Origin of the sequence: Anaerotignum sp. (assembly GCF_017483025.1) — a bacterium.
GTDB lineage: Bacteria > Bacillota > Clostridia > Lachnospirales > Anaerotignaceae > Anaerotignum_A.
In genome coordinates this window covers 1-2154 of the sequence record NZ_JAFUMA010000051.1, presented here as the reverse complement: position 1 = coordinate 2154, position 2154 = coordinate 1, and the positions used below count along the sequence as shown (strand labels likewise).

Sequence of the window (2154 nt, the reverse complement as noted above, 5' to 3'; positions counted from 1 at the left end):
TTTTTTTGTTTTTTTTGTTTATTGACAGTGGAAAAAACGTGAATTATAATTCAGAAAAAGGCGTTTTTAGTCTGAATTAAATCTTTTTTCGCGAAAAAGAAGTTTTGTTCACTGGAATTTGTGTTACAAAAGAAGATTAACGACGAAAGTACAAAAGAAAAGGTTCAGTTTTCCTTTTTGGGAAGATGGATCGGAAAATGCAACACACCGGAATAGTATAGTTCAATATTGAGGAGGGAATTGTATGTTCTTTAAGAGAGGCCTCGCTGCTATGTTAGCGGCGGTCACAGTGTTTGGTCTGGCTGGCTGCGGCGGTTCTGATATAGCTGCAACAGATGAAACAGGCGAAACAACAGCAAATACAGGTTTTGTAGAAAAGAAAGTAGAACCTGTAAACTTTGATTCCGGCGTAGAATTGACAGATGACTGCTATCACTTCATCTACGCACTGGGTAACGCTCCTGCAACAATCGACGCTGCAAAATTCTTCAAAATGCGTCTGGAACAGGAATCCGGCGGCACACTGAGCTGCGACATTTACACTGACAACGTACTTGGTTCTGAACGTGAACTGCTGGAAGGCTGCCAGTTTGGTAACTACGACATCGTACTGGCAACAAACGCAACAGTAGCTTCCTTCGACAACGACATCTTCTGTCTGGATATCCCTTGGCTGTTCGATAACAAACAGCAGGTATACGAAGTTCTGGACGGCGCTCTGGGCGACAAGCTGGCAGCTGGTCTGGAAGAATCCGGCTTCAAGCTGCTGCAGTGGCAGGAAAACTCTTTCCGTACACTGTCCACAAACAAACCCATCAACTCCATGTCCGATCTGGAAGGTATCAAGATCCGTATCATGGAAAACGAACTGCAGCTGCAGCAGTGGAAAAACTACGGTGCGAACCCCACACCTATGGCCTTCACTGAACTGTTCACAGCTCTGCAGCAGAAAACAGTAGACGCACAGGACAACGGTGCCGAACTGACATGGCAGACAAAATTCTATGAAGTACAGAGCCACTATACATATACAAAACACATCTACTCTCCTTACCTGATCCTGATGAGTAAGGACAAATTCGATGGCCTGACTCCTGAACAGCAGGAAATCGTACTGAAAGTTTCCGACGAAGCAGTTGCATACGAACGTGAAAGATGTTCCGAATACGAAGCAGTTGCAATCGAAAACATCAAAAACTGCCCTTCTATGGAATACAGCGACCTGTCTCCCGAAGCAAAAGCAGAAATGATTGCAGCGTGTGAAGGTCTGAAGGATATGGCTTATACAAAAGTAACAGATCCTTCTATCGTAGATCTGCTGTATGATGAAGTTGCTAAGGCTAAAGAAAAATTCCCTGAAGAAGGCTAATAGGAAAGGGGCGTAACTACTATGAAATGGTTTTTAGATCATTTGGAAGAATTCTTTATGATTCCACTGATTTTTGCGATGAGTGTCATCATCTTTATTCAGGTTATTTGTCGTTATGTATTCCATAACTCTCTGACATGGTCTGAAGAAATGGCAAGATATATGTTCGTATGGCTGGTATACTTTGCAGTAAGCTATACAGCAAGAAGAGAAAAACACATCCGTATCGATGCTGCTATCAATCTGTATCCTAAAAAAGCACGTCCTTACGTTGAAATCCTGAGCGAACTGATCGTTCTGGGCTTCTCCATCTTCATTGCTATTACAGGTGTAACAGTATTCCATAAGATCGCTTGGTCCGGTCAGATGTCTCCCGCTATGCGTATCCCCATGCAGTTTGTTTATGCTGCACCCATGATCGGTATGGCGCTGACAGCAATCCGTCAGATCCAGTGTATTGTTAGACGAGTAAAGGCATTGAAAAATCACGAGGAGGTGACTGAAGCATGACAGGTACAGTTGCAGCAGTAGTATTTCTTACATTGATCGCGTGTCTGGTGCTGACAGTTCCCATCGGTTTCTCCCTGGGTATTGCATCTCTGGGCTACATTCTTTACACAAAACAGTTGACATTCGGTTTCATTGCACAGAACATGGTAACCGGTTGTGACTCTTTCCCTACAATGGCTATCCCCTTCTTCATCTTCGCCGGTGAACTGATGGGCGGCGGCGGTATCTCCAAGAGACTGCTGAATCTGGCCAGCGTATTCTTCGGTAGAATCCAG

3 protein-coding genes are annotated in these 2154 nt (G+C 44.1%); all 3 read left to right on the top strand.

The genetic code is table 11. The features are described from left to right. The first annotated feature begins 244 nt into the window (after positions 1-244). On the top strand, positions 245-1369 hold the full coding sequence (locus IJ369_RS04375) for a TRAP transporter substrate-binding protein (RefSeq protein ID WP_290716431.1): 1125 nt from the start codon (positions 245-247) through the stop codon (positions 1367-1369). A gap of 21 nt (positions 1370-1390) precedes the next feature. After that, positions 1391-1879, top strand: coding sequence for a TRAP transporter small permease (locus IJ369_RS04370; protein ID WP_290716429.1), 489 nt, complete (start codon positions 1391-1393; stop codon positions 1877-1879). Beyond that, a partial coding sequence (locus tag IJ369_RS04365; RefSeq protein ID WP_290716427.1) for a TRAP transporter large permease subunit occupies positions 1876-2154 on the top strand: 279 nt, incomplete at its 3' end. The genes IJ369_RS04370 and IJ369_RS04365, both read left to right, overlap by 4 nt.

Excerpts from the sequence above, each read along its gene's own strand:
- IJ369_RS04375 (WP_290716431.1), top strand. The coding sequence starts at position 245 with ATGTTCTTTAAGAGAGGCCTCGCTGCTATGTTAGCGGCGGTCACAGTG.
- IJ369_RS04370 (WP_290716429.1), top strand. The coding sequence starts at position 1,391 with ATGAAATGGTTTTTAGATCATTTGGAAGAATTCTTTATGATTCCACTG.